19 protein-coding genes and 1 pseudogene are annotated in these 23,584 nt (G+C 68.9%); 16 read left to right on the forward strand and 4 right to left on the reverse strand.

Features of this window, described 5'->3' with window-relative positions:
- Positions 1 to 54 precede the first annotated feature (54 nt).
- The 3 genes from dusB to purH are packed head-to-tail and all read left to right on the forward strand — an operon-like array spanning position 55 to position 2,935.
- Positions 55 to 1,110 carry a tRNA dihydrouridine synthase DusB gene (gene dusB, locus H0U68_RS14630; RefSeq protein WP_296356819.1) on the forward strand — a complete coding sequence of 352 codons (1,056 nt, stop codon included), beginning with the start codon at positions 55 to 57 and terminating at the stop codon, positions 1,108 to 1,110.
- Complete coding sequence (locus tag H0U68_RS14635) at positions 1,107 to 1,346, forward strand: Fis family transcriptional regulator (protein WP_296356820.1); 240 nt, start codon at positions 1,107 to 1,109, stop codon at positions 1,344 to 1,346. Before dusB ends, H0U68_RS14635 begins: the two co-directional genes overlap by 4 nt.
- The gene (purH, locus tag H0U68_RS14640; protein ID WP_296356822.1) at positions 1,343 to 2,935 is read left to right on the forward strand and encodes a bifunctional phosphoribosylaminoimidazolecarboxamide formyltransferase/IMP cyclohydrolase; all 1,593 of its coding nucleotides are present in this window, start codon (positions 1,343 to 1,345) and stop codon (positions 2,933 to 2,935) included. The genes H0U68_RS14635 and purH overlap by 4 nt, the downstream gene beginning before the upstream one ends.
- A 263-nt stretch (positions 2,936 to 3,198) precedes the next feature.
- Here the strand turns inward: purH and hemL are convergent, their stop codons facing one another.
- Together hemL and H0U68_RS14650 are read right to left on the reverse strand one after the other, a co-directional pair.
- Complete coding sequence (gene hemL / locus H0U68_RS14645) at positions 3,199 to 4,509, reverse strand: glutamate-1-semialdehyde 2,1-aminomutase (RefSeq protein WP_296356824.1); 1,311 nt, start codon at positions 4,507 to 4,509, stop codon at positions 3,199 to 3,201.
- Complete coding sequence (locus H0U68_RS14650) at positions 4,493 to 5,440, reverse strand: bifunctional hydroxymethylpyrimidine kinase/phosphomethylpyrimidine kinase (RefSeq protein ID WP_296356853.1); 948 nt, start codon at positions 5,438 to 5,440, stop codon at positions 4,493 to 4,495. The genes hemL and H0U68_RS14650 overlap by 17 nt, the downstream gene beginning before the upstream one ends.
- Positions 5,441 to 5,554: 114 nt before the next feature.
- Here H0U68_RS14650 and H0U68_RS14655 point away from each other — a divergent pair, with 114 nt between their 5' ends.
- The 6 genes from H0U68_RS14655 to H0U68_RS14680 all read left to right on the forward strand — a co-directional run bounded on the left by H0U68_RS14655 (position 5,555) and on the right by H0U68_RS14680 (position 15,761).
- On the forward strand, positions 5,555 to 5,707 hold the full coding sequence (locus tag H0U68_RS14655; RefSeq protein WP_296356826.1) for a rubredoxin: 153 nt from the start codon (positions 5,555 to 5,557) through the stop codon (positions 5,705 to 5,707).
- A 73-nt stretch (positions 5,708 to 5,780) separates the two neighbouring features.
- Positions 5,781 to 6,161 carry a response regulator gene (locus tag H0U68_RS14660; protein WP_296356828.1) on the forward strand — a complete coding sequence of 127 codons (381 nt, stop codon included), beginning with the start codon at positions 5,781 to 5,783 and terminating at the stop codon, positions 6,159 to 6,161.
- A gap of 23 nt (positions 6,162 to 6,184) precedes the next feature.
- Positions 6,185 to 6,550, forward strand: coding sequence for a response regulator (locus H0U68_RS14665; RefSeq protein WP_296356830.1), 366 nt, complete (start codon positions 6,185 to 6,187; stop codon positions 6,548 to 6,550).
- 31 nt (positions 6,551 to 6,581) lie between these two features.
- On the forward strand, positions 6,582 to 7,112 hold the full coding sequence (locus H0U68_RS14670; RefSeq protein ID WP_296356832.1) for a chemotaxis protein CheW: 531 nt from the start codon (positions 6,582 to 6,584) through the stop codon (positions 7,110 to 7,112).
- A gap of 34 nt (positions 7,113 to 7,146) precedes the next feature.
- Positions 7,147 to 9,426, forward strand: a complete 2,280-nt coding sequence (locus H0U68_RS14675; protein ID WP_296356834.1) for a methyl-accepting chemotaxis protein — start codon at positions 7,147 to 7,149, stop codon at positions 9,424 to 9,426.
- A 155-nt stretch (positions 9,427 to 9,581) separates the two neighbouring features.
- Entirely contained in the window at positions 9,582 to 15,761 is a 6,180-nt protein-coding gene (locus tag H0U68_RS14680) for an Hpt domain-containing protein (RefSeq protein WP_296356836.1), read from the forward strand.
- 36 nt (positions 15,762 to 15,797) lie between these two features.
- Here the strand turns inward: H0U68_RS14680 and H0U68_RS14685 are convergent, their stop codons facing one another.
- Positions 15,798 to 17,285 (reverse strand): deoxyribodipyrimidine photo-lyase, encoded by a 1,488-nt coding sequence (locus tag H0U68_RS14685; RefSeq protein WP_296356854.1) that lies wholly within the window; start codon positions 17,283 to 17,285, stop codon positions 15,798 to 15,800.
- 40 nt (positions 17,286 to 17,325) lie between these two features.
- Between H0U68_RS14685 and H0U68_RS14690 the strand changes: the two genes are divergently transcribed.
- Genes H0U68_RS14690 through H0U68_RS14715 form a run of 6 tightly spaced genes read left to right on the forward strand, consistent with a single transcriptional unit; the run spans position 17,326 to position 21,864 of the window.
- Positions 17,326 to 17,925 (forward strand): YqgE/AlgH family protein, encoded by a 600-nt coding sequence (locus H0U68_RS14690; RefSeq protein WP_296356838.1) that lies wholly within the window; start codon positions 17,326 to 17,328, stop codon positions 17,923 to 17,925.
- Positions 17,922 to 18,335 carry a Holliday junction resolvase RuvX gene (ruvX, locus tag H0U68_RS14695; protein WP_296356841.1) on the forward strand — a complete coding sequence of 138 codons (414 nt, stop codon included), beginning with the start codon at positions 17,922 to 17,924 and terminating at the stop codon, positions 18,333 to 18,335. The genes H0U68_RS14690 and ruvX overlap by 4 nt, the downstream gene beginning before the upstream one ends.
- Positions 18,332 to 18,826 carry a bifunctional pyr operon transcriptional regulator/uracil phosphoribosyltransferase PyrR gene (gene pyrR / locus H0U68_RS14700; protein ID WP_296356843.1) on the forward strand — a complete coding sequence of 165 codons (495 nt, stop codon included), beginning with the start codon at positions 18,332 to 18,334 and terminating at the stop codon, positions 18,824 to 18,826. Before ruvX ends, pyrR begins: the two co-directional genes overlap by 4 nt.
- Before the next feature lie 8 nt (positions 18,827 to 18,834).
- Entirely contained in the window at positions 18,835 to 19,833 is a 999-nt protein-coding gene (locus tag H0U68_RS14705) for an aspartate carbamoyltransferase catalytic subunit (protein WP_296356846.1), read from the forward strand.
- The gene (locus H0U68_RS14710) at positions 19,830 to 21,134 is read left to right on the forward strand and encodes a dihydroorotase (RefSeq protein WP_296356848.1); all 1,305 of its coding nucleotides are present in this window, start codon (positions 19,830 to 19,832) and stop codon (positions 21,132 to 21,134) included. The genes H0U68_RS14705 and H0U68_RS14710 overlap by 4 nt, the downstream gene beginning before the upstream one ends.
- A 1-nt stretch (position 21,135) precedes the next feature.
- Positions 21,136 to 21,864 (forward strand): lysophospholipid acyltransferase family protein, encoded by a 729-nt coding sequence (locus tag H0U68_RS14715; RefSeq protein ID WP_296356850.1) that lies wholly within the window; start codon positions 21,136 to 21,138, stop codon positions 21,862 to 21,864.
- A gap of 7 nt (positions 21,865 to 21,871) precedes the next feature.
- On the opposite strand, the gene H0U68_RS14720 is transcribed toward H0U68_RS14715, so the two are convergent.
- Positions 21,872 to 22,978, reverse strand: coding sequence for an ABC transporter ATP-binding protein (locus tag H0U68_RS14720; protein ID WP_296356851.1), 1,107 nt, complete (start codon positions 22,976 to 22,978; stop codon positions 21,872 to 21,874).
- Between the two features lie 61 nt (positions 22,979 to 23,039).
- Between H0U68_RS14720 and H0U68_RS14725 the strand changes: the two are divergent.
- Positions 23,040 to 23,584: pseudogene (locus H0U68_RS14725) on the forward strand (iron ABC transporter permease); the annotation flags it as partial.

Genomic DNA, 23,584 nt, shown 5'->3' on the forward strand with positions numbered 1-23,584 from the left:
CGCGCGGGCCTACAATCGTGCCTCATTTTTCAGCACCGCCTCCAGCCCCCAACCATGCAGATCGGCCCGCACCTCCTGGCGAACAACGTGTTCGCCGCGCCGATGGCGGGCGTGACCGACCGGCCGTTCCGGCTGCTGTGCCGCCGGCTCGGCGCAGGGTACGCGGTGAGCGAGATGGTGACCTCGCGGCGCGAGCTGTGGAACAGCCTCAAAACCTCGCGCCGCGCCAACCACGACGGCGAGCCCGGCCCGATCGCGGTGCAGATCGCCGGCACCGACGCTGGCACGATGGCGGAAGCCGCCGCCTACAACGTCGCGCGCGGCGCGCAGATCATCGACATCAACATGGGCTGCCCGGCCAAGAAAGTCTGCAACAAGTGGGCGGGCTCCGCCTTGATGCAGGACGAGCCGCTGGCCGTGTCCATCGCCCAAGCGGTGGTCGCCGCGTGCGCGCCGCACGGCGTGCCCGTCACGCTGAAGATGCGCACCGGCTGGTCGCAGGACCACAGGAACGCGGTCGCGCTGGCCCGCCGCTTCGAGGACGTGGGCGTGCAGATGCTCACGGTGCACGGCCGCACGCGCGAGCAGGGGTACCGCGGCGCGGCCGAGTACGGCACGATCGCCGCCGTGAAGGCGGCGGTGCGCATTCCGGTGGTCGCCAACGGCGACGTCGACACGCCCGAGAAAGCGCGCGCAGTGCTGGCGGCGACCGGCGCCGACGCGGTGATGGTCGGCCGCGCGGCGCAGGGGCGGCCGTGGATTTTTCGCGAGATCGCGCACTACCTCGCCACCGGCACGCATCTGGCGCCGCCGCTGGTGGGGGAAGTGCGGCGCCTGCTGCTCGAACACCTGCAGGACCACTACGGCCTGTACGGCGAATTCAGCGGCGTGCGCAGCGCGCGCAAGCACATCGGCTGGTACGTGCGTGGCCTGCCTGGCGCGGATGCGTTTCGCGACGGCATGAACACAATCGAGGACGCGCCGGCGCAGCTGCGCGCGGTGGCGGCGTATTTCGATGCGCTGGGACAGGGCATGGACCGCATGCCTGCCGCGGCGCCGCGGGTGGTGGGGGTAGAGGAGGACCAAATCGTGACAGAAACCGGCACATGAGCAAGAAACACATCGAAGAATGCGTCCGCACCAGCCTGGAGGGCTACTTCCGGGACCTGCGCGGCACCGAGCCGGACGGCATGTACGACATGATCGTCAAGGTGGTGGAGCGTCCGTTGCTGGAAGTCGTGATGGCCAAGGCCGAATACAACCAGTCCAAGGCGGCCGAATGGCTGGGACTGAACCGCAACACGCTGCGCAAGAAGCTGGTCGAACACAAGCTGCTGAAATCATGAACGCACTCCTTTCCGTTTCCGACAAGACCGGCATCCTCGAGCTGGCCCAGAGCCTGCACGCGCTGGGCATCCGCCTGATCTCCACAGGGGGCACCGCCAAGCTGCTGGCCGGCAGCGGCCTGCCGGTGACCGAGGTGGCCGAGCTCACCGCGTTTCCCGAGATGCTGGACGGCCGCGTGAAGACGCTGCACCCCAAGGTGCACGGCGGCCTGCTGGCGCGGCGCGACCTGCCCGAGCACATGGCGGCGTTGAAGCGCCACAACATCTCCACCATCGACATCCTGGTGGTCAACCTCTATCCGTTCGAGCAGACCGTGGCCAAGGCCGGCTGCACGCTGGAAGAGGCCATCGAGAACATCGACATCGGCGGCCCGGCCATGGTGCGCAGCGGCGCGAAGAACTGGAAGGACGTGGCGGTGCTCACCGACGCGTCGCAGTACGACAAGGTGCTCGACGAACTCCAGGCTGCCGGCAAGGTGTCCGACGAAACGCGCTTCGCGCTGGCCGTCGCGGCGTTCAACCGCATCAGCAACTACGACGCGGCGATCAGCGACTATCTCTCCAGCCTGCAGGAAGACCCTTCGACAGGCTCAGGACAGGCTCGCCGCGCGCTGTTCCCCGGCCAGTCCAACGGGCGCTTCGTCAAGCTGCAGGACCTGCGCTACGGCGAGAACCCGCACCAGCAGGCCGCGTTCTACCGCGACCTGTATCCGGCGCCCGGCTCGCTGGTGACGGCCAGGCAACTGCAGGGCAAGGAGCTCTCGTACAACAACATTGCCGATGCCGACGCGGCATGGGAGTGCGTGAAGAGCTTCAGCGCGCCGGCCTGCGTGATCGTCAAGCACGCCAACCCGTGCGGCGTGGCCGTGGGCAAGGATCCGCTGGAGGCTTATGGCAAGGCGTTCAAGACCGATCCCACATCGGCCTTCGGCGGCATCATCGCCTTCAACCGCCCGCTGGACGGCGAGGCGGCCAAGGAAGTGGCCAAGCAGTTCGTCGAGGTGCTGATGGCGCCGCAGTTCACGGCCGAAGCGCTGGCCGTGTTCCAGGCCAAGGCCAACGTGCGCCTGCTGGAGATCGCGCTGCCGCCGGGCGGCGACACCGACTGGGCCAACGGCCGCAATGCCATGGACGTGAAGCGCGTCGGCTCGGGCCTGCTGATGCAGACCGCCGACAACCGCGAGCTGACCCTGGGCGAGCTGAAGGTCGTGAGCAAGGTGCAGCCGACGCAGCAGCAGCTGGAAGACCTGCTGTTCGCCTGGAAGGTCGCCAAGTACGTGAAGTCCAACGCCATCGTGTTCTGCAAGGACGGCATGACCATGGGCGTCGGCGCGGGGCAGATGAGCCGGCTGGATTCCGCGCGCATCGCCAGCATCAAGGCGGGGCATGCGAACCTGTCGCTTGCCGGGACTGCTGTGGCGAGCGATGCCTTCTTCCCGTTCCGCGACGGCCTGGACGTTGTCGTGGATGCCGGCGCGACCTGCGTCATTCAGCCCGGGGGCAGCATGCGCGACGCCGAAGTCATTGCCGCCGCGGACGAGCGCGGGGTGGCGATGGTGTTCTCAGGGGTGCGGCACTTCCGGCACTGAGGCCGTCGTCGGCGGGGCAGAACACGCCCGCTTGGGTGGCATCGGGCAGCGGCTGGGATGCCCGGACTCCGGGATCACGCTCGCGGGCGTCTGCCCTGGGACGCAACGACCACGTCGTCAACACCGAGCCAGCATGCAACCTTCGTGGCAACCGCGAATGGACCCTGCGTCCGGGCATCCCAACCGCTGCCCTCCACGTTGCGTGGTGACTGCCGAAACGGGCTCCCGCATTCCATGCGCGCTGTCACGGCGCAACAACCGCGCTAAGTGCGCAACTCCGCAAACACCTCGCGTGCCGCAGATACGGTTTCAGCAATATCGGCACCCGTGTGCGCGGAACTGACGAAACCCGCCTCATACAGCGCTGGCGCGATGTAGATGCCCCGGTCCAGCAGCCCGTGGAACAGGCGGCCGAAGCGCGGAGCATCGCTTTTCATCACGGCGGCGTAGTTTTGCGGCAACTGCGGCAAAAGAAAAAATCCGAACATGCCGCCTTCGCAGTCGACGCTGAAGTCGATGCCTTCGGCACGCGCCGCTTCGCCAAGGCCGTCCACCAAGTTGCGTGTGCGCGACGCCAGCGCGTGAAAAAATCGCGGTTGGCTGATCTGTTGCAAAGTGGCCAGACCGCATGCCGTGGCCACCGGATTGCCCGACAAAGTGCCCGCTTGGTACACCGGTCCGAGCGGCGCCAGATGCTCCATCACGTCGCGCCGGCCGCCGAATGCCGCCAGCGGCATGCCGCCGCCGATCACCTTGCCCAGCACCGTGAGGTCGGGCGCGAAGCCAGGAATCTGCGCCGCGTACAGGCTCTGCGCGCCGCCCAGCGCGACACGGAAGCCGGTCATGACTTCATCGAACACCAGCAGCGTGCCGTGCCGCGTGCACAGCTCGCGGCAGCGCCGCATGAAGGGCACGCTGGCGCGCACGAAGTTCATGTTGCCGGCGATCGGTTCGATCATCAGGCAGGCGATGGCGTCGCCATGCTCGGCGAACGCCTGTTCCAGCTGCTCGATGTTGTTGTACTCCAGCACCAGCGTGTGCTGCACCACCTCGGCGGGCACGCCCGCGCTGGTCGGGTGGCCAAAGGTGGCGAGGCCCGAGCCGGCCTTCACCAGCAGCGCGTCGGCATGCCCGTGGTAGCAGCCCTCGAATTTGATCAAGAGGCTGCGCCCGGTGGCCCCGCGCGCCAGGCGGATCGCACTCATCGCGGCCTCGGTGCCCGAGCTGACCAGGCGCAGCATTTCCACCGACGGCACGTGCCGGATGATCTCCTCGGCCAACTGCACTTCGCGCTCGGTCGGCGCGCCGAAGGAGAAGCCATCGAGCACCGCGCGCTGCACTGCCTCCACCACCGCGGGATGGCCGTGGCCCAGGATCATCGGGCCCCAGGAGCCGATGTAGTCGATGTGGCGCCTGCCGTTGGCGTCCCAGAAGTACGCGCCCTGCGCGCGCTGCACGAAGCGTGGCGTGCCGCCCACCGCGCGGAAGGCGCGCACCGGCGAATTGACGCCGCCGGGAATCAGCGCGCGGGCGCGGTCGAACAGTTGCTGGTTGCGGTCAGTGCTTGGTGTCATGGGCTGGAAGGTCGAAGACGTCCGGGGTGCGGGCCTCGTCGGCGGCCGCATCGTCCTCTTCGGCGTCGCCTTCGGGCTGCGCCCAGAACATGCGGTCGGGAATCACGTTGCCCATGCCGGGGCGAAAGCCTCCGTCGAGGCAGCGGTCGAGGTAGCCGAGCGCTTCGCTCGCCGCGGCGGAGAGATCCGCACCGCCCGCGATCAGCGCCGCGAGTGCCGCCGACAGCGTGTCGCCGGCGCCGGAAAACATGGCGTCGAAGCGTTCGAATTTCTGGCTGGAAAGCACCGCCTGCGGCGTGGCCAGCACGTTGTCCACGAACTGGTCGGGCAGCGGCACGCCGGTGACCAGCGTGTAGGGCACGCCCATGTCGGAAGCGGCCTTGGCGATGTCGCGCGCGCTCGGGCTGCGCTCATTGGCCCATTCGGGCAGCAGCCACCGCCACAGGGTGCTGTGGTTTCCCACCAACACGGTTGTCTGCGGCAGCATGAGTTCGCGGAACGCATCGAGGTACAGGTCGGCCAGACCTTCTTCGCACCACGACAGGCTGGGCATGTAGGCAATCAGCGGTACGTCTGCATAGTCCGCCGCGATCTCCGCCACCGCGCTCACCGACTCCGGCGTGCCGAGGAAACCGACCTTGATCACCTGCACGGGAACGTCTTCGAGAATGCCGCGCGCCTGCTCGGCGACGGCGTCCTCGTCGAGCGGAAAATGGTCGAACACTTCAGCGGTGTCGCGCGCATAAGCGCCGGTGACGATGGGAAGCGGATGGGCGCCGACGGAGGCGATCGCGGTGATGTCTGCGGCGAGTCCGCCGGCACCGCTCGGGTCGCTTGCGTTGAATGTCATCACGCATGCCGGACCGGCCAACTCGGCGTTAGAGTCGTCGTCTTCGCTGGACGTCGTGCGAGGTGGATTCGGGTTTGTCATAGGCCTTGATCTTCGGCGTGTTGCCACGCTGTGCAATGGTGCACAAAGGGCCTCGATACAATCGTTGCATTCTATGCCAAGGGCCTTTAAGCTGTGACTGATACAAAAACATGGATGTGTCTGATTTGCGGGTGGATCTACGATGAAGAGGCGGGAGCTCCCGACCACGGCATCGCACCCGGCACGCCCTGGGAAAAAGTCCCGATGAACTGGACTTGCCCCGAGTGCGGTGCACGCAAGGAGGACTTCGAGATGGTGCAGATTTAAGGGGGCTGCGCCGTTACAAATCCGGCAATGCAGCCCCACTGAAGCAGTTACAAATGTTGAGGAGCAGCGCCAAGTGAGCACGACGGGATTGAAGGTGTTGGTGATCGACGACAGCAACACCATCCGGCGCAGCGCTGAGATTTTCCTGAAGCAGGGCGGCCACGAAGTGATGCTGGCCGAAGACGGTTTCGATGCGCTGGCCAAGGTCAACGACTATCAACCGAACCTGATCTTCTGCGACATCCTCATGCCCCGCCTGGACGGCTACCAGACCTGCGCGATCATCAAGCGCAACGCCAAGTTCGCCGGCGTGCCGGTGGTCATGCTCTCGTCGAAGGACGGCGTGTTCGACAAGGCGCGCGGACGCATGGTCGGTTCGCAGGACTACCTCACCAAACCTTTCACCAAAGACCAGCTGCTGCAGACGGTGCAACAGTTCGGCGCGGCCAAATAAGCGCCAGAAGGAGTAGAGAAAAGATGGCCATCAGAAAAGTGCTCGTCGTGGACGACTCGAAGACGGAGCTGATGTTCATGACGGATCTGCTGCAAAAAAGCGGGTTCGCCGTGAAGACGGCGGAGAACGCGGACGATACCTTCCGCAAGCTGGCCGAAGAAAAGCCGGACCTGATCCTGATGGACGTGGTGATGCCGGGCCAGAACGGCTTCCAGCTCACGCGCGCCATCACGCGCGATCCGCTTTATGCGGATGTGCCGATCATCATGTGCACCAGCAAGAACCAGGAAACCGACAGGGTGTGGGGCATGCGCCAGGGCGCGCGGGACTACATCACCAAGCCGATCGACGCCGATGAACTGATGGCGAAGATCCGGGCCCTGGGCTGAGCGGCCCGCAACAGATCCGCACGACAAAACCATGGCCAATCGTGAAGCCCTCCGCGAGCTGCAAAGCCGGCTGGCCGGCCGCTTGCAGGCAGCCCGCACCGAAGGCGTGCAGGCCTCCTGGCTGGCCGTGGAAGCCGCGAGCCGCAAATACCTGTTTCCGCTCGCCCAGTCGGGCGAGATCTTTCCATTCGCTTCGACCCAGCCCGTGCCTTACACGCGCGAATGGTTCCTGGGCGTGGCCAACCTGCGCGGCGGCCTGTTCGGCGTGATCGACCTGGCCAGCTTCGTCGGCGGCAAGCTGCCCGTGCAGCGCTCCGACGCCGGCCGCGCCGAATCCCGGCTGGTCGCGCTCAACACGATGCTGGACGTCAACTGCGCACTGCTGATCGACCGGCTCGCCGGCCTGCGCGGCCTCGACGCCTTCGCGTCCTCCTCCGAAGCCCCCGAGGGTTCCCCCGATTACTTTGGCAGCGCTTACACCGATGCCAATGGCGCGTACTGGCAGGAAATCAACCTCCAGACGCTGTCTCAGCAACCCCAATTCCTGAGCATCAGCGCATAGCGCTCGTCTCGATTTCCCCGGAAGGCTTTGCACCATGTCCGTCGCCGACACACTGAAGAACATCTTTTCCAAAAAACCCGCGGAATCCGATTCGGCGGATGCGCTCAGCCTGGCCATGCCGGACGCCTCGCTCGACCCGGCCGCTGGCCTGGGCAGCACGCAAGGCCTCCCGGCCATGCCGCCACGCGCCGACAACATCGAGAACGCCGCGGCCGATTCGCTGTCGTCGGACGAGCCGGCCGGCGCGGAAACCATCTCGGTGCCGCTGCTCGGGCGGCGCACCACGGCAAGCCACCAGCGCATCCTGTTCGCCGCGCTGGTCGTCGCGCTGGCGGTGCTGTTCGGCGTGGCCATCTTCGCGGTCAGCCAGGCCGACAAGGTCGCCCAGCAGGTAGCCGGTACCGGCCAGTCGCTGATGCAGTCGCAGCGTCTCGCCAAGTCGGTGTCGCAGGCACTGGTGGGCAGCGCGCAGGCCTTCCCCGACGTGAAGGAATCCACCGGCGTGCTGGCCAAGACGGTGCGCGGCTTGAAGGGCGGCGACGAGCAGTTGCGCCTGCAGCCGGTCGCGCCCGACATGCAGGCCGACCTGGACAAGATCGTTCCCATGATGGAGCGCGCCGAGAAGAACGCCGGCACCGTCATCGGCCAGGAGAAGATCCTGACGCAGGTGGGCAACGCGCTGCGCACCATCAACCGCCAGTCGTCCGACCTGCTGGAAATCGCCGAGACGGTGTCCTCGCTCAAGCTGCAGCAGAACGCGCCGCCCGCCGAGATTTCCGCCGCCGGCCAGCTGGTGATGCTGACGCAGCGGATCGGCAAGTCGGCCAACGAATTCCTGACCATGGAAGGCGTGTCGCCCGAGGCCGTGTTCCTGCTGGGCAAGGACTTGAACTCGTTCAAGGAAATCGCGCAGGGCCTGTTGGACGGCAGCCCCGAGCTGCGCCTGACGGCCTCCAAGGACGCCCAGACGCGCGAGCGGCTGGATGCGCTGATGAAGCTGTACGAACAGACCCGCTCGCAGGCCGGCGCCATCCTGGGCAACCTGCAGGGCCTGGTGTCCGCGCGTGAAGCGCAGTCGGCCATCATCGCGGACTCCGAGCCGCTGCGCCGCGCGCTGGAAGACCTGCAGGGCAAGCTGTCCGCGCAGACCGGCCTGGGCGCCGGCGCCGTGGCCGCGCTGATCATCTCCTCGATTTTCGCCATCCTGTGCTCGATCGGCTTGGCCACCGTGCAGCTGCAGGACAGCCGCCGTCGCCAGCAGGTCGCGGAATCGCAGCGCCACGAAGCCGAGCGCCAGGAGCAGGAAGCCAAGCGCGTGAACGACGCCAACCAGGCGGCCATTCTGCGGCTGATGAACGAACTGCAGTCGGTCGCCGAGGGCGACCTGACGCAGGAAGCCACCGTGACCGAGGACATCACCGGCGCCATCGCCGACTCGGTGAACTACACGGTGGAAGAACTGCGCCAGCTGGTGGGCGCCGTGCAGAGCACGGCCACCAAGGTGGCGGCGACGACGGCGCAGGTGGAAAGCACCTCCACCGAGCTGCTGGCCGCCTCCACCGAGCAGCTGCGCGAAATTCGCGAAACCGGCCAGTCGGTGCTCGACATGGCGACCCGAATCAACCAGGTGTCGGGCCAAGCGCAAGAGTCCGCCCAGGTGGCGCGCCAGTCGCTGAAGGCCGCCGAGTCGGGCCTCGCGGCCGTGCAGAACGCCATCGGCGGCATGAACGCCATCCGCGACCAGATCCAGGAAACCTCCAAGCGGATCAAGCGGCTGGGCGAGTCGTCACAGGAGATCGGTGAAATCACCGAGCTGATTTCCGACATTACCGAACAGACGAACGTGCTGGCGCTCAACGCCGCCATCCAGGCGGCATCGGCCGGCGAAGCGGGCCGAGGCTTCTCGGTGGTTGCCGAAGAAGTGCAGCGGCTGGCCGAACGCTCCGCGGACGCCACGCGCCAGATTTCTGCGCTGGTGAAGGCGATTCAGACCGACACGCAGGATGCGGTGGCCGCCATGGAACGCTCCACGCAGGGTGTGGTGGAAGGGGCCAAGCTGTCCGACAACGCGGGTACCGCGCTGACCGAGATCGACCAGGTGTCTCGCCGCCTCGCCGAGCTGATCGAGCAGATCTCGGCCTCCGCCTCCAAGGAAGCCGAATCCGCCAACGTGGTGGCCGGCAACATCCAGCACATTTTCGCGGTGACGGAACAGACCGGCGAAGGCACGCGCTCCACCGCGCAGCAGGTGCGCGAGCTCACGCGCATGGCCGAAGAACTGCGTCAGTCGGTGTCGCGGTTCAAGATCGCCTGAAGAATGTGACTCCCCCCCGAAGCGCCTTCGGCGCTTCCCCCTCGAGGGGGCGCCACCAGTGGCCCGGCAAAGCCGGTTCCACGGTGGCCCGCGAAAAATGCAGGGGCGTCTGGTGCGTAGGGGCACGGCGCAGAGGCGAATAGACGGAAGACACAATGGAAGCAGCCCAAGACCTCGATCTGGCGACGAATGACCTGGGCCCGCTGGCCTGGGTGCTGGACGAATTGCGCAAGTCGCTGGACTCCGCGTCCTCGGCGCTGCGCCGCTTCGTGCGCGACGCCTCGCTCGCACGCGGGCGCGACATGGCCTCGGTCGACGACGGGCAGCTGCGCATCGCGCGCCAGCACATGCACCAGGCTGTCGGCGCGCTGGAGATGGTCGGGCTCGGTGCGCCGGCCCACATGCTGCGCGCCATGGAAGGCGCGGTGCAGAAGTTCATCGAGCGCCCCGAGCTGTGCAACGAAACCTCCTCGGCCAAAGTCGAGCGTGCCGGCTTCGCGCTGACCGAATACCTGGAATCCGTGCTGCTCGGCAAGCAGGTTTCGGCGGTCGCGCTGTTCCCGCAATACAAGGACATCCAGGAGATCGCCGGCGCCGACCGCAACCACCCGGCCGACCTGTGGATGATCGACTGGCGCTGGATCGAGCCGCAGACGCCGGCCGTGGCGCGCGCGATGGTCTACGACCCGGCCGTGCGCAGCCGCATGGACCAGGCGGTGCTGCGCATCGTCAAGACGGCCGACGCGCAGGCCGCGCGCGAGCTGGCCGAAACCTGCCTGTCGCTGGCCGCCTCGCAGTCCGCGCGCCAGCCCAAGATCTTCTGGAAACTCGCGGCCGGCTACTTCGAAGCCATCTCGCTCAAACTGCTGCCGCCCGACGTGTACTCCAAGCGCGCCGCGTCGCGCGTGCTGCTGCAATACGCCTCGCTCGCCAAGGGCGAGCTCGGCGTGTCGGACCGGCTGGCGCAGGACCTGGTGTTCTTCTGCGCCCAGGCGGTGCCGGCCACGCCGCTGGAGGCGCCCGCGCTGGCCTCGGTGCGCAGCGCCTACGGGCTGCAGCGCTTCAAGCCGGTGGACTACGCCACCAGTCCGTTCGGCCGCTTCGATCCGGTGCTGCTGGCGCAAGCGCGCAAGCGCATCGCCGCGGCGCGCGAAAGCTGGTCCGCGCTGTCCGGCGGCGACACCACCAAGCTCAAGGCGGTGGGCGACCAGTTCAACAACGTGGCCGAATCGCTGGGCAAGCTGTATACGGCCGGTGCGCCGCTGGCGCTGGCGCTGGCCGGCACCGTCGACACCGTCACGCGCTCTGCCCGTCCGCCCAGCACCGAGCTGGCGATGGAGGTGGCAACCGCCATCCTGTACCTCGAAGCCGTGGTGCAGGACTTCGATCCGTCCGATCCGCTGCTGCCCGCGCGTATCGCGCGCCTGGCCGAGCGCCTGGAAACGGTGCGCAGCGGCGGCGCGCCCGAACCGCTCGAAACATGGATGGAGGAGCTGTACCGCCACGTGAGCGACCGCCAGACCATGGGCAGCGTGGTCGGCGAACTGCGCAGCACCTTGAGCGAGCTGGAAAAGCTGCTCGACCAGTTCTTCCGCGACCCCAAGAACAAGGCGCCGCTGCGCGACGCACCTTCGCACCTGTCGCAGATGCGCGGCGTGCTGTCGGTGCTGGGCCTGGAGCAGGCCTCGCACGCCGTGCTGCGCATGCGCGACACGGTGGAGGAAATCATCGTCACGGAAGTCGACGAGCAGCAGGCGCGCGCCGCCGGCACCTTCGACAAGCTGGGCAACAACCTCGGCGCCCTCGGCTTCCTGATCGACATGCTGAACTACCAGCCGGCGCTCGCCAAGAAGCTGTTCGTCTACGACGACAGCACCGGAGAGCTGCGTCCGCTGATGGGCCGTTCGGTCCCGGCGCAGGCGCAAGAGCCGCATCACGAAGACGAGCAGGGCGCGCTGTCCGACCAGGTGAATGCCCTGGTCACCGAGGCCGGCGAGTCCGGCATGGGGCAGCTCACCGCCAAGCTCGACACCATCGCCACGCAGGCGGTGCTGTCCGAGCACAAGGGCGTGGCCCAGGCCGCGCGCGACGTGGCAGCCGCCGTCACCGCGCAGGACAAGGACGCCACCGCCGCCGCGCTCACCCAACTGGCCGCGGCCGTGCAGCCGCCGGTGTCCGCGCCGAAGCCGGCACCGCAGGCGCAAGCCGATTTCGTGGAAGACGACTTGCGCGACATCTTCCTGGAGGAAGCGCGCGAAGTGGTCGGCACCGGCATGGCCGCCGTCCAGGCGCTGGCCGCCGAACCGGGCAACCTGGCGGAGATGACTACGCTGCGCCGCGCGTTCCACACGCTCAAGGGCAGCTCGCGCATGGTGGGCCTCACCGTGTTCGGCGACGCCGCCTGGTCGCTGGAACAGGTGCTCAACACCTGGCTGGCCGACCAGAAGTCTTCCAACGACGACCTGCGCGCGCTGTCGGCCGACGCGCTGCGCGCATTCGGCAGCTGGGTCGAGGATATCGCCCACAACCGCGACAGCGGCTGGGCAGCCTCCATGTTCATCGGCCCTGCCGATGCGTTGCGCATGGAGCAGCGCCTGGTGCGCATCCAGGTGCCCCATGCGGGCGACGCCGAGCCCGCCGTGCAAGCGCCGGCCGCGACCGAGCCGATGCCGCTGGACGCGTTCGAGCCTGCATCGGCCTCCATGCCGGACGCGTTCGACCAGACCATCACCTTCGACCTGGGCGACGCCGGCACCATCGAAGCAGCGGTTGCCGAACCGGTCGCCGAGCCCGTGGTGGCCGAGGAACTCGACCTGTCGATTCTGGAATTCGCTTCGCCGCTGCCCGTGCAGGCCGAGCCGCCGGCGCCCGCGCCTGCGCCCGCAGTGAGCCATCCGGCGCTGGAGCGCACGCAAAAGCTCGAACCCATCGCCGTCGAACTGCCGGCCGAGTCGCCGCCCGATTTCGACTTCGAATTCGACATGCCGACCGCTCCCGTGGCCGCCGCGCCCGCCGAGCCGCCGCTGGACATCGCCGGCATCGACTTCGACAGCCTGGCCGGAGTGTCCGGTGTCGCCGCCGCGCAGCCCGAGCCGGTGCCCACCGAAGAACCCCAACCGGAACCTGTGGTGCAGGCCGAAGCCCTGGAGGTCGATTTCGACGCCTGGGAGGCCGAGCAGCAGGCGGTGGCCGCCGTGCCGGCACAGGCCGAGCCGACGCCTGCCGAAGCAGAGTACGACGAAGCGGAGCAGGCGGAAGCACTGAACCTTTCCGTGCCGCGCGAGGAACAGATCAGGGTGATCGGCACGCTGCGCATCGGCATTCCGCTCTACAACGTCTACCTGAACGAAGCCGACGAGTGGTCGCGTCGCTTGGTCTCCGAACTGGGCGAGTGGGTGCTGGAGATGAACCAGCGCGTGCCCGACTCCACCGTCGGCTGGGCGCATGCGCTGGCGGGCAGTTCCGCCACCGTGGGCTTCCACGCGCTGTCGGACATCGCGCGCGCCCTCGAAGCGGCGCTGATGCAGGCCCAGCAGCTGTCCAACGGCACGCCGGTGCACGCCCACGCGTTCACCGAAGCGGCCGAGGAAATCCGGCGCCTGCTGCACCAGTTCGCGGCCGGCTTCCTGAAGGAGCCGAACCCGCAGGTCATCGCCTCGCTGCACGCGTTGAAGAGCCTGCAGGGGCCGTCGCGCAGCGAACCCGAGCCGATGGAATTCGAGGATGCGTTCGACAACGCTGTCGTCGAAGCCGTCGAAGCCGAGCCCGAAGCCGCGGTCTTCGCGGTGGCCGTGCCGCAACCCGAACCGCAACCGCAACCCGCACCCGCACTTCAGGTGCAGCACAGGCCCGCCGCACCGCCGGTGGCCACCTTCACCGTCAGCCAGGACCGCGACGATGAAGACCTGGACGTCACCGACGCGATCGACCCCGACCTGTTCCCGATCTTCGAGGAAGAGGCGGCGGAACTGATGCCGCAGCTGGGCAGCGCCCTGCGCCAGTGGGCGGCGCGCCCGGACAACATGAACGCGCGCGGCGAAGCGCTGCGCGTGCTGCACACGCTCAAGGGCAGCGCCCGGCTGGCCGGCGCCCTGCGCATGGGCGAGCTGGCGCACCGCCTGGAATCCGACATCGAATACCTGGGCTCGTCGAGCGTCCTCGGCGCCGACGTGGAGCAGCTGCTGCACCGCCACGACAGCCTGCAGACGCGCTTCGACGACCTGCGTGCCGGCACCTTTGCCGAGGCAGCCGCCCCGGAGCCCGTTGTGCCCGCCGCCCCGGTGGCGCAGCAGCCTGTTGCGCAGCCGGTCGAGGCCGCAGCGCCGCAAGCCACGCCCATGGAATCGGCTGCAGTGCCGCACGCGCTGCAGATGCCTGTGACAGTACCCGTGCCGATGGCGCGCACCGCGCTGGCCTTGCCGGCCGCGATGGCGCTGACCGCCACGCGGCAGGCTTCCAACCAGGCCGTGCGCGTGCGCTCGCAGCTGCTGGACCGCCTGGTCAACCAGGCCGGCGAGGTGATGATCACGCGCTCGCGGCTGGAGGAAGAACTCAAGCAGCTGCGCGGATCGCTGGGCGACCTCACGGGCAACCTGAACCGCCTGCGCGCCCAGTTGCGCGACATCGAACTGCAGGCCGAGACGCAGATGCAGTCGCGCCTGGCGCTGGCCAAGGATTCGGCCGCCGGCTTCGACCCGCTCGAGTTCGACCGCTTCACCCGCGTGCAGGAGCTCACCCGCATGATGGCCGAGTCGGTGAACGACGTGGCCACCGTGCAGCGCAACATCCAGCGCGTGGTGGAATCGACCGAAGACGACCTGATCGCCCAGGCCCGCCAGACGCGCGAACTGCAGCGCGACCTGCTGCGCACCCGCATGGTGGAGTTCGAAGGCATCTCCGAGCGCCTGTACCGCGTGGTGCGGCTGGCCGCCAAGGAAACCGGCAAGCAGGTCAAGCTGGACATCGTCGGCGGCTCCATCGAGATGGACCGCGGCGTGCTGGACCGCATGACCCCGGCCTTCGAGCACCTGCTGCGCAACTGCGTGGCGCACGGCGTGGAAGCGCCGGCGCTGCGCTCCATGCGCGGCAAGGACCCGGCCGGCCTGATCGCCATCACCTTGCACCACGAAGGCAACGACGTCTCGGTGGAATTCAAGGACGACGGCGCCGGCCTCGACCTGCCGCGCATCCGCGAGAAGGCGCTGCAGCAGGGACTGATCACACCCGAGCAGCAGCTCACCGACGCCGAAGCCGCCAACCTGATATTCCTGCCGGGCTTCAGCACGGCGGCCGAAGTGACCGAACTGGCTGGCCGCGGCATCGGCATGGACGTGGTGCGCTCCGAGCTGAACGCGCTGGGCGGCCGCATCGAAACCACCACCCAGTCGGGCCGCGGCACCACCTTCAAGCTGGTGCTGCCGCTGACCACCGCGGTGACGCAGGTGGTGATGGTCCGCTCGGGCAAGCTCGCCGTGGGCGTGCCGGCCAACCTGGTGGAGCTGGTGCGGCGCGCCCCCGCCAAGGAAGTCCAGCAGGCCTACAACAGCGGCACCTACGAGTTCGGCGGCGAACAGCTGCCGTTCTTCTGGTCCGGCGCGCTGCTGCAGTCGTCGGGCCACAGCACCGAGCCGCAGGGCAAGACGCTGCCAGTGGTGGTGTTCCGCAGCGCTGCGCAGCGCATCGCGGTGCACGTGGACGAAGTGCTGGGCAACCAGGAAGTGGTGGTGAAGAACCTCGGGCCGCAGCTGTCGCGCCTGCCCGGCCTGGCCGGCATGACGGTGCTGGCTTCGGGCTCCGTGGTGCTGATCTACAACCCGGTGGCGCTGGCGCAGGTGTACGGCGAACTGGCGCGCCAGCTGAGCGTGGACCGCGCGCAGCCCGACGTGCTGGGCGAGGGCGTGGTCGGCGGCAATGCCGAATTTGTGCCGGTGACGCCGCTGATGCCGGTGGCGCCGCTCATTCCGCTGGTGCTGGTGGTGGATGACTCGATCACGGTGCGCCGTGTCACGCAGCGCCTGCTGCAGCGCGAAGGCTTCCGCGTGGCGATGGCGGCCGACGGCCTGCAGGCGCTGGAGCGCTTGGCCGAGGAACGGCCGGCCGTGGTGCTGTCGGACATCGAGATGCCGCGCATGGACGGCTTCGATCTGGCACGCAACATCCGCGCCGACCGCAAGCTGGCCGGCCTGCCGATCGTGATGATCACTTCGCGCATTGCCGAGAAGCACCGCCAACACGCCAAGGAGCTGGGCGTGAACCACTACCTGGGCAAGCCGTACTCGGAAGAAGAGTTGCTCAGCCTGGTCAAGCACTACTGCAGCAACGCAGTTCCCGCCTGACACCGCGGGCGTTTTACGCAAAAGGCCTGGGCTCGCTCAGGCCTTTTTCTTTGGCTTCACCGCCGCATAGCGCGCCAAGGTGCGCTGCCGCGCATCGTCGTGGTCGACGATGCGCTCCGGATAATCGCGGCCCAGCACGATGCCGGCCGCGGCCAGTTCCACCTCGTTGGCTTCCCACGGCGCGTGCAGCACCGGCACCGGCAAGCCTTCCAGCTGCGGCAGGTAGCGCAGGATGAATTTGCCGTCCGGATCGAACTTGCGGCTCTGGCTCACCGGATTGAAGATGCGGAAGTACGGCTGCGCGTCGCAGCCCGACGAACTCGCCCACTGCCAGCCGCCGTTGTTGGACGCCAAGTCGTAGTCGTTGAGCTTTTCGGCGAAATAGCGCTCGCCCCAGCGCCAGTCCAGCCCCAGGTCCTTGCTGAGGAAGCTGGCCGTCACCATGCGCAGGCGGTTGTGCATGTAGCCGGTCTGGTTGATCTGCGCCATGGCGGCGTCCACCAGCGGATAGCCGGTGCGGCCCTCGCACCAGGCGGCGAACAGCTGCTCGGCCGGCTTGCCGTGCTCCCACTTGATGGCGTCGTACTCGCGTTTGAAGCTGTGGCTGGCGCCCTGCTCGTCGCTCACGCGGAAGTTGGCCAGCACCTGGAAGTAGAAGTCGCGCCAGACCAGCTCGCCCAGCCAGGTCGCGGCTCCGGTGCTGCCGCCAGCAGCGCGCTGCCACGCGGCGCGCGCCAGTTCCCGCACCGACACCGTGCCGAAGCGCAGATGCACGCTGAGGTAGCTCGGCCCCTTGTGCGCCGGAAAGTCGCGCTGCAGGTCGTAGCGGTCGATGCGCTGCAGGAAGTCCTCGAACAGCGCCTGGCCACCGCTTTCGCCGGTGGGGATCTTCAGCTCGTGCAGATTGGTGGACTCGAAGCCGAGGTCCGCCAGTTCCGGCACCTGCCGCGCGTAGTGCCCGGGCCGCTCGGCCAGCTGCGCCGCATGGCGCGCGACGGCGTAGCTGCCCAGGAAGAAATCGTCCGCCTTGGCCAGCCAGGCGTTCTTGTACGGCGTGAACACGGCATAGGGCGTGCCGGCTTGCGTCAGCAGTTCGCGGCCCTCGAACACCACCTGGTCCTTGTAGGTGTGCAGCGCGATGCCTGCGTTGGCCAGCGCGCCGCGCACGGCGGCGTCGCGCGCCAGCGCCTGCGGCTCGTAGTCGTGGTTGGCGAACACCGCCTGCACGCCCAGGCTCTGCGCCAGCCACGGCACCTGGTCGGCGGCCGGGCCGTGCAGCACGATCAGTCCGGCGTGCTCGCGCCCGGCCAGCCGGCGCAGGGTCGCGTCCAGCTCGGCCACGCTGTCGCGGATGAATTCCACCCGCCGGTCGCGGCGCGCAAGCCGGTCCAGGATGGCGGTGTCGAACACGAAAACGCAATGGACCTGCCGGCAGGTCGTCAGTGCGTGGTGCAGGGCGGCATGGTCGGCCGCGCGCAGGTCACGGCGAAACCACACGAGCCCGGTGGGATAGCCGTTGTCCATGTCGAATCCGGTGGCCGCCTCCTTGGCTAGAATGCCCATCATGCCCTCCGATGCCGACGCCATCAATCTGACGCATCATTTCCTGATCGCCATGCCCGGCCTGGAGGACGCCTCCTTCGCCCGCAGCGTGGTCTACCTGTGCGAGCACAGCCCGCGCGGCGCGCTGGGCCTGGTGATCAACAAGCCCACCGACATCAACCTGAAGAACCTGTTCGACAAGGTCGACCTGCCGTTGGGCCGCGACGACCTGGCCGCCGCGCCGGTGCTGCAGGGCGGGCCCATCCACACCGAGCGCGGCTTCGTGCTGCACGAGGCGATCCGGGCCGAGGGCGGCGACGCCGGCGCCTCGGTCTATGCCTCCACCATGGCCATTCCGGGCGGCCTGGAGATGACCACCTCCAAGGACGTGCTGGAGGCCATCGCCACCGGCGCCGGACCGCGCAAGGTGCTGGTGACTCTGGGCTATTCGTCCTGGGGCGAAGGCCAGCTGGAGTCCGAGCTGGCCGAGAACAGCTGGCTCACCGTGGGCGCCGATCCAAGCGTGATCTTCGACACCCCGATCGAGCAGCGCTACGATAAGGCGCTGTCGCTGCTGGGGCTGCAGGCGTGGATGCTGTCGCACGGGGCAGGGCACGCATGAGCACCGAGGTGCTCGACATTCCCGCGCATTACCAAACCTTTCTGGCTTTCGATTTCGGCCTCAAGCGCACGGGGGTGGCGGTGGGCACGCGCATCCTGCGCACGGCCACGCCGCAGCAGACCATCCGCGCCGAGGGCCAGGCGCGCGTGCTGCGCGCGCTGGAGCGGGTGCGCGAATGGCAGCCCGAGGCGCTGGTGGTCGGCGTGCCCTTCCACCCCGACGGCGCCAGCCACGACAATACGGCGCGCGCGCGCCGCTTCGCGCGGCAGCTGCGCGGGGCCAGCGGGCTGCAGGTGTACGAGGTGGACGAGCGCTACAGCACCACCGAGGCGCTGTCGCGCGGCGCGGCCGATGCCGACGCGGGCGCTGCCTGCGTGATCCTGGAGCAATTCTTGAGGAGCTTGAAGTGAGCACACTGGCTTTGGACGCGGAAGCCCTGTATGCCGAGCTGCTGCGCGTGGTGCCGCACCTGCGCGGAGCGAACGCGCGGCTGGTCGGCGTCACCTCCGGCGGCGCCTGGCTGGCCGAGCGCCTGCACCGCGACCTGGGCCTGGCCGGCGAACCCGCCGTGATCTCGTCGGCCATGCACCGCGACGACTACGCGCAGCGCGGCCTGGCCGCCGCGGCGCAGACGCGGCTGGACTTCGACGTCAACGGCGCGCACATCGTGCTGCTGGACGACGTTCTCTACACCGGGCGCACCATTCGCGCCGTGCTCAACGAGCTGTTCGACTACGGCCGCCCGGCCAGCGTGAAGCTGGCCGTGCTGGTGGACCGGGGCGGCCGCCAGCTGCCGGTGCAGGCGGACTTCGCATCCGCGCGCGTCACGCTGCCGGCCACGCAGTTGCTGGCGCTGGCGCGCGACGCCGGCGGCAGTTTCAGCTTCCAGGTGGAGGGCTGAGTTTTCCAATGAGCACCACCACGCACAACCCGCAACTGAACAAGCACGGCGAGCTGGTCCACCTGCTGTCCACCGAAGGCCTGCCGCGCGACATCCTCACCCACATCCTGGACACCGCGTCCAGCTTCGTCAGCGTGAGCGACCGCGAGGTGAAGAAGGTGCCGCTGCTGCGCGGCAAGAGCGTGTTCAACCTGTTCTTCGAGAACTCCACGCGCACCCGCACCACCTTCGAGATCGCGGCCACGCGGCTGTCGGCCGACGTCATCAACCTGGACATCGCGCGCTCCTCCACCGCCAAGGGCGAGTCGCTGCTGGACACCATCGCCAACCTGTCGGCGATGGCGGCCGACATCTTCGTGGTGCGGCACGGCGAATCGGGCGCGCCCTACCTGATCGCCCAGCACGTGGCGCCGCACGTGCACGTGATCAACGCCGGCGACGGCCGCCATGCGCACCCGACGCAGGGGCTGCTGGACATGTACACCATCCGCCACTACAAGAGGGACTTCAGCAACCTCACGGTGGCGATCGTCGGCGACGTGCTGCACTCGCGCGTGGCGCGCTCGGACATCCACGCGCTGCTGACGCTCGGCTGCGCCGAGGTGCGCGTGGTGGGCCCGCGCACGCTGGTGCCGGGTGACCTTGCGGAGATGGGCGTGCGCGTGTTCAACCAGCTGGAAGAGGGCCTGAAGGGCTGCGACGTGGTCATCATGCTGCGGCTGCAGAACGAGCGCATGAGCGGCGCGCTGCTGCCGTCGTCGCAGGAATTCTTCAAGCGCTACGGCCTCACGCCCGAGCGGCTCGCGCTGGCCAAGCCCGACGCCATCGTGATGCACCCGGGGCCGATCAACCGCGGCGTGGAGATCGACTCCGCCGTGGTCGACGGCCGCCAGAGCGTGATCCTACCGCAGGTGACCTTCGGCATCGCGGTGCGCATGGCGGTGATGGGCATCGTCGCCGGCACGGTGCGCCAGGCGCAGCCCCAGCCGCAGGGAATGAGCGCATGAAGCTTTTGATCAAAAACGGCCGCGTCATCGACCCGGCGCGCAACTTCGACCAGGTCTGCGACGTGGCGGTCGGCGCCGGGCGCATCGTCTCCATCGGCCGCGCGCCGGACAACTTCGCGCCCGCCCGTACCATCGATGCCGGCGGCTGCGTCGTCGCGCCGGGGCTGGTGGACCTGGCGGCGCGCCTGCGCGAACCCGGCCACGAGCACGAGGGCATGCTGCAAAGCGAGATGGCGGCGGCGGTGGCCGGCGGCGTCACCAGCCTGGTGTGCGCCCCCGACACCGACCCGGTGCTGGACGAGCCCGGCCTGGTCACCATGCTGAAATTCCGAGCCGAAAAGCTGCACTTGGCGCGCGTGTTCCCGCTGGGCGCGCTCACGCGCGGCCTGCAGGGCGAGGCGCTGACCGAGATGGCGGAGCTGGCCGAATGCGGCTGCGTCGGCTTCAGCCAGGCCGAGGTGCCGCTGGCCGACACGCAGGTGTTGCTGCGTGCGCTGCAGTACGCCGCCACCTATGGCTTCACCGTGTGGCTGCGCCCGCAGGACAGGGACCTGGGCCGCGGCGTTGCCGCATCCGGGCCGCTGGCCACGCGGCTCGGGCTCTCGGGCGTGCCTGTGGCCGCCGAGACCATCGCGCTGCACACCATCTTCGAGCTGGTGCGCGCCACCGGCGCGCGCGTGCACATCTGCCGACTGAGCAGCGCCGCCGGCCTGGAGCTGGTGCGGCGCGCCCGCGATGAAGGCCTGCGCTTCAGCTGCGACGTCAGCATCAACTCGCTGCACCTGACCGACGCCGACATCGGGTACTTCGACAGCCGCATGCGCCTCGCGCCCCCGCTGCGCCAGGCCCGCGACCGCGACGCGCTGCGCGAAGGCCTGGCCGACGGCAGCATCGACGCGCTGGTGTCCGACCATACGCCGGTGGACGAGGACGCCAAGACGCTGCCCTTCGCCGAGGCCGAGCCGGGCGCCACCGGGCTGGAGCTGCTGCTGTCGCTGGCGCTGCGCTGGGGGCAGGACAGCGGCGTGGGCCTGGTGCGCGCGCTGGCCGTGCTCACCAATGAGCCGGCGCGCGTGCTGGGCGCCTCGCTGGGCACGCTGGAGGCCAGCATCGGCCGGCTGGTGGAAGGCGCGCAGGCCGACTTGTGCGTATTCGACCCGCAGGCCACGTGGACGGTCGCGCCCGCCGCACTGCGCAGCCAGGGCAAGCACACGCCCTTCGGCGGCCACGAACTGCCGGGCCGCGTGCGCTGCACCGTCGTGGGCGGCCAGCTCGCGTACGAGGGCTGGGAGCAGGCCTGACGTGATCGCGGCGCTGAAGCTGCTGCGCGTGCTGGTGCACGCGGTGGCCGGATGGTTCACCGTCGTGTTCGCCTTTCCCCGGCTCGGGCCGTCCGCGCGCGAGGCGCGCGTGCAGGCCTGGTCGCTGGAGATGCTGCGCATCCTGGGCGTGCGGCTGCGCGTGCAGGGCCATCCGGCGGCGCAGGGGCCGGTGCTGCTGGTGGCCAACCACATCTCCTGGCTGGACATCATGGTGCTGCACGCGGCGCGCTATTGCCGCTTCGTCTCCAAGGCCGACATCCAGCGCTGGCCGCTGGTCGGCACCATGGCCACCGGCGCCGGCACGCTGTACATCCAGCGCGAGAAACGGCGCGACGCGCTGCGCGTCGTGCACAGCATGGCTCAGAGCCTGAAGGCCGGCGACGTGGTGGCCGTGTTCCCCGAGGGCACCACCGGCGAAGGCACCACGCTGCTGCCGTTCCACGGCAACCTGATCCAGGCGGCGCTGGCGGCCGAGGCGCCGGTGCAGCCGCTCGGCCTGCGCTACGTGGACGCGGCCAGCGGGCAGCCCAGCTTCGCCGCGCGCTACATCCAGCAGGACACCTTGATCGGCTCGGCCTGGCGGCTGCTGTCCAGCCCGCCGATCGAGGCGGTCGCCGTATTCGGCGAGCCGCATGGAGCCGAAGGCCGGGACCGGCGCCAATGGGCGCACGACCTGCAGGCGCAGGTGGAGGCGCTGCGGCGCGCCTGAGCCCGGATCAGGCCGGGAACGCAGCGATCGGCGGCGCGGTGGCCGCGGCTTCGCGCGGAAAGGTCACCACGTGGTCCACCTGGGCGCGGATGCCGATCCACTCGCCCAGCTTGTGGTCGTGGTGGCTGGGCACGTGGGCCAGGAGCGTCTCGCCGCCGGCCAGCCGCAGCGTGTAGAGGAACTCCGAGCCGCGGAACGCCTTGCGGATGATCTGCGCCTTCACCGGCGCGTCGTCGTCGTGCACGATGTCGTCGGCGCGCAGCAGCACCTCGCACTGGCCGTCCTCGAAGGCGCCGGGCAGCAGGCGCTCGGTGCCGTCGGTGAGCGCGCCCAGCGCCGGGTGCACCACCACCACGCCATCGCCGACCTGGCGCAGCGCGGCACGCGCGAAGACGCCGTGGCCGATGAAGTCGGCGACGAAGCGCGTGGCCGGGCGGTGGTAGAGCGTATACGCGGCGTCCCACTGGTGCAGGTGCCCCTCGCGCATCACGCCGATCGCGTCGCCGATGGCGAATGCTTCCAGCTGGTCGTGCGTGACGAACAGCGCCGTGGTGCGCGCCGCCTTCAGGATGGCGCGGATTTCGTGGGCGAGGCGCTCGCGCAGGTCTACGTCCAGGTTGGAGAAGGGCTCGTCCAGCAGCAGCAGGCGCGGGCGCGGCGCCAGCGCGCGCGCCAGGGCCACGCGCTGCTGCTGCCCGCCCGAGAGTTCGTGCGGCATGCGCCGTTCGCTGCCCAAGAGGCCTACCAGCGCCAGCACTTCGGCCACGCGCGCCTTGCGGTCGGGCGCCTTCAGGTTGGCGATACCGAAGGCCACGTTCTGGCCCACGTCCAGGTGCGGAAAGAGCGCGTAGTCCTGGAACACCATGCCGATGCGGCGGGCCTCGGGCGCCACGTGCAGGCCGGCGCCGCCCACCGGCTGGCCCGAGATGCGGATCTCGCCGCTGTTCACCGGCTCCAGGCCGGCGATGGCGCGCAGCAGCGTGGTCTTGCCGCAGCCCGAAGGCCCGATCAGCACCCCGATGTCGCCGGCGCGCAGGCCGAACGACACCGCATCGACGGCCGGCCGCTCGCGGCCCGCGTAGCGGACGCTCAAGTGGCTGACTTCGAGGTGCATCGGCCCATTCTAGATGCTTACAATTCTCATTTGCATCAACCTGGCCCCAGGGCCGCCCGCCATGCCGCGCCGGCTCCACGATCTGCCCCTCCTGCTGCTGGGCGCGCTGCTGCTGCTGCCGGTGGCCGCCGTGCTCGGCTCGTGGCTGCAATGGAACGCGCAAAGCGCGCAGATCCTGCGCGAAATGGCCTCCACCGTGCTGCCCGGCTATGTGGCCACCAGCCTGGGCCTGTGCCTGATGGTGGGCATCGGCACGGCGCTGGTGGGTACCGGCGCGGCGGTCGCCGTCACGCTGTTCGACTTTCCCGGGCGGCGCACGCTGGAGTGGGCGCTGCTGCTGCCGCTGGCCATGCCGGCCTATGTGGTGGCCTATGCGTACACCGACTTCCTGCAGTTCAGCGGCCCGCTGCAAACGGGATTGCGCGCGCAGTTCGGCCTGCAGGGCCGCGTGTTCCCCGAGGTGCGCAACCTGTGGGGCGCGGCCTGGGTGTTCGTGTTCTCGCTCTATCCGTACGTCTACCTGCTGGCGCGCACCGCGCTGGGCGAGCGCGCCGCGCAGCTGATGGAGGCGGCGCGGCTGCTCGGCGCGTCGCTCGGGCGGCGCAT

Origin of the sequence: Ramlibacter sp., from assembly GCF_013697775.1 — a bacterium.
In the GTDB taxonomy this organism is placed as follows: Bacteria; Pseudomonadota; Gammaproteobacteria; order Burkholderiales; family Burkholderiaceae_C; genus Ramlibacter.